At 73.8% G+C, this 2,899-nt stretch carries 2 protein-coding genes and 1 pseudogene; 1 reads left to right on the top strand and 2 read right to left on the bottom strand.

From position 1 onward, the window contains the following. Positions 1-186 (bottom strand): annotated as a pseudogene (locus ACWEJX_RS37655) (hypothetical protein); the annotation flags it as partial. Between the two features lie 93 nt (positions 187-279). Here ACWEJX_RS37655 and xylA point away from each other — a divergent pair. Further along, positions 280-1,452: a xylose isomerase gene (gene xylA, locus ACWEJX_RS37650; RefSeq protein ID WP_451611910.1), complete on the top strand. Its 1,173-nt coding sequence runs from the start codon at positions 280-282 to the stop codon at positions 1,450-1,452. A 154-nt stretch (positions 1,453-1,606) separates the two neighbouring features. Here xylA and ACWEJX_RS37645 read toward each other — a convergent pair whose 3' ends face one another. Beyond that, positions 1,607-2,638: a LacI family DNA-binding transcriptional regulator gene (locus ACWEJX_RS37645; RefSeq protein ID WP_451611909.1), complete on the bottom strand. Its 1,032-nt coding sequence runs from the start codon at positions 2,636-2,638 to the stop codon at positions 1,607-1,609. Positions 2,639-2,899: the final 261 nt, after the last annotated feature.

The following is a 2,899-nucleotide window of genomic DNA, read 5'->3' as shown; positions in this document are numbered from 1 at the left end:
GCTCCCCGAGCGGAAGGGAGCGGGCGTCACACCATTGCACGGACGAACGGAACGGCCGGCGCCCTCGCTGACGGTGTGGGCGGCGCGGCCCTCGCCCACGACCGTTCCCGAGTCGATGTCGACGGCGAGGGCCTTGGTGGACTGGGTCGAGCTGTCGACGCCGATCACGACGCGCTGCGCTGTCATGCGTTCCTCCGGTGGGGTTCCGTCCGACCTCCCGGCATACTAATTTGTTGAGTGCCCTGACAAATACCCCTCAGCACTGATCCGGAGCCGCTCATGTCCCACGACCCGCTGTCTCCCACCCCCGCGCACAAGTTCACCTTCGGCCTGTGGACCGTCGGCTGGCAGGGGCGCGACCCCTTCGGCGACGCGACCCGCCCCGCCCTCGACCCGGTCGAGACCGTGGGCCGGCTGGCCGAGCTCGGCGCGTACGGCGTCACCTTCCACGACGACGACCTGATCCCGTTCGGCGCGAGCGAGGCCGCACGGGAACAGGCCGTCAAGCGCTTCCGTACCGCGCTGGACTCCTCCGGCCTCAAGGTGCCGATGGCGACGACGAACCTCTTCACCCATCCCGTCTTCAAGGACGGCGCGTTCACCGCCAACGACCGTGACGTGCGGCGCTACGCCGTGCGCAAGACGATCCGCAACATCGACCTGGCCGTGGAGCTCGGTGCCTCGGTGTACGTCGCCTGGGGCGGGCGCGAGGGAGCCGAGTCCGGCGCGGCCAAGGACGTGCGCACCGCGCTCGACCGGCTGAAGGAGGCGTTCGACCTGCTCGGCGAGTACGTCGAGCAGCAGGGCTACGACCTGCGCTTCGCCATCGAGCCCAAGCCCAACGAGCCGCGCGGCGACATCCTCCTGCCCACCGTCGGCCACGCCCTGGCGTTCATCAACGCGCTGGAGCGCCCCGACCGGGTCGGTCTCAACCCGGAGGTCGGCCACGAGCAGATGGCCGGGCTCAACTTCCCGCACGGGATCGCGCAGGCCCTGTGGCACGACAAGCTGTTCCACATCGACCTCAACGGCCAGTCCGGCATCAAGTACGACCAGGACCTGCGCTTCGGCGCGGGGGACCTGCGGCAGGCCTTCTGGCTGGTCGACCTGCTGGAGTCGGCCGGCTACGACGGCCCGCGGCACTTCGACTTCAAGCCGTCGCGCACGGAGGACGCCGACGGGGTCTGGGCCTCGGCGGCCGCCTGCATGCGCAACTACCTGCTCCTCGCGGAACGTTCCCGCGCCTTCCGGGCCGACCCGGCGGTACGGGCCGCGCTCGCGGCCTCCCGACTGCCCGAACTCGCCCTCCGCACGGCCGAGGACGGCCTCACCGGCCTCCTCGCGGACCGCTCCGCCTTCGAGGACTTCGACGTCGACGCCGCCGCCCGCCGCGGCATGGCCTTCGAGCAGCTCGACCAGCTGGCCCTGGAACACCTCCTCGGCGCCCGCTGACCCGGGTGCGTGCGCCGGAGCCGGGCCGCGCGAGCGCGCGACCCGGCTCCCCCGGCTCCCTCTGCTCCCTCCGCTCCCCCGGCTCCCCCCGACGACCGTGTCGCCTGCATGGTGGCCCGGTGGTGACCGGCCGGGTACGGGCGGAACAGAAGCCTCAGTGCCGGGCGGCCGGGCCCACGCTGCGGCGCAGCACCATCTCCGGGGAGATCTCCACCTGGGTCCTGGAGGCCGTGGCGCCGGCCAGCTGCCCGACGAGCAGTTCCAGGGCCCGTCTGCCGAGTTCGCCGAAGTCCTGCCGCACGGTCGTCAGCGGCGGGATGAAGTAGGCGGCCTCCGGGATGTCGTCGAAGCCGACCACGCTGATGTCGCCCGGGACCGACCGGCCGGCCTCGTGCAGGGCGCGCAGCAGGCCGAGGGCCATGTGGTCGTTGGCGCAGAAGACGGCGGTGACGTCGCTCAGTCGCGCGAGCCGCAGCCCGGCCTGGTAACCCGAGCGGGCGCTCCAGTCGCCGCGCACCACGTCCGGCACGGGGGCGTCGGCCGCCCGCAGGGTGCGGCGCCACCCCTCCTCGCGGTCCTGGCTCTCCAGCCAGTTGGCCGGCCCCGCCAGGTGGTGCACGGTGCGGTGGCCCAGGTCGAGCAGGTGCCTGGTGACCTCTCCGGCCCCGGACCGGTTGCTCACCGACACCATGGGCACCCGGGTCTGGTTCCCGGATCCGACCGCGACGACCGGCACCGAGCTGGAGAGCCGGGCCACCGCGCTGACGGCGGAGGTCTGCGGCGCGATCACCACGACGCCCTCCACCCCCTGGTCGCGGAGCCGGTCGACGGCCTCCTGGACCGAGCGGCCGTCCAGGGAGCGCAGACTGGTCACACTGACGAAGTACCCGGCGCTCCGCGCGGCCCCCTCGATCCCGTCCAGCATCGACGCCGGACCGTAGAGCGCCGAGTCGAAGCTGACCACGCCGAGGGTCTGCGAGCGGCGGGTGACCAGGGCGCGGGCGGCGGAGTTGGGGCGGTAGTCGAGCTCCCGGATGGCGGCCAGCACCCGGTCCCGGGTGTCCGGCCGGACGTGCGGGGCACCGTTCAGCACCCGGGACACCGTCTGGTGGGACACGCCCGCCAGTTTCGCCACGTCCGCCATCACGGGCTGGCGCTGTTCCGTCCCGGCACTCTCGGTTCCCACGCGTCGTCCCCTCCTCTGCTGCGAACCACGGTACGCGACCAGGTCAAGGCGGTTCCGCAGGCGGCCCGGGTCGTCGTGAGCGGCGGCGCTCGACGGCCGGAAACGGCGCCGGCCGCGCCGCCGTACCTGGACGGGAAGGACCGGGCCCGGGGGCCGGGCGGGGGGGGGGGGGGGCCGGCCGGGGGGGGGCCCCCGGGGCGCCCCACGTTGGTGGGCGCCCCCCCCGGGGCACGATTGGCCCGCGTGGCGCGCGCGGGTGGG

Source organism: Streptomyces sp. NPDC004788 (assembly GCF_053601115.1).
The sequence above is the reverse complement of the archived record's forward strand: the minus strand, read 5'-3'. Positions and strand labels throughout refer to the sequence as shown.

What these genes read in the sequence shown, in the direction of transcription:
- xylA (WP_451611910.1), top strand. Translation starts at nt 280, where the DNA reads ATGTCCCACGACCCGCTGTCTCCCACCCCCGCGCACAAGTTCACCTTC.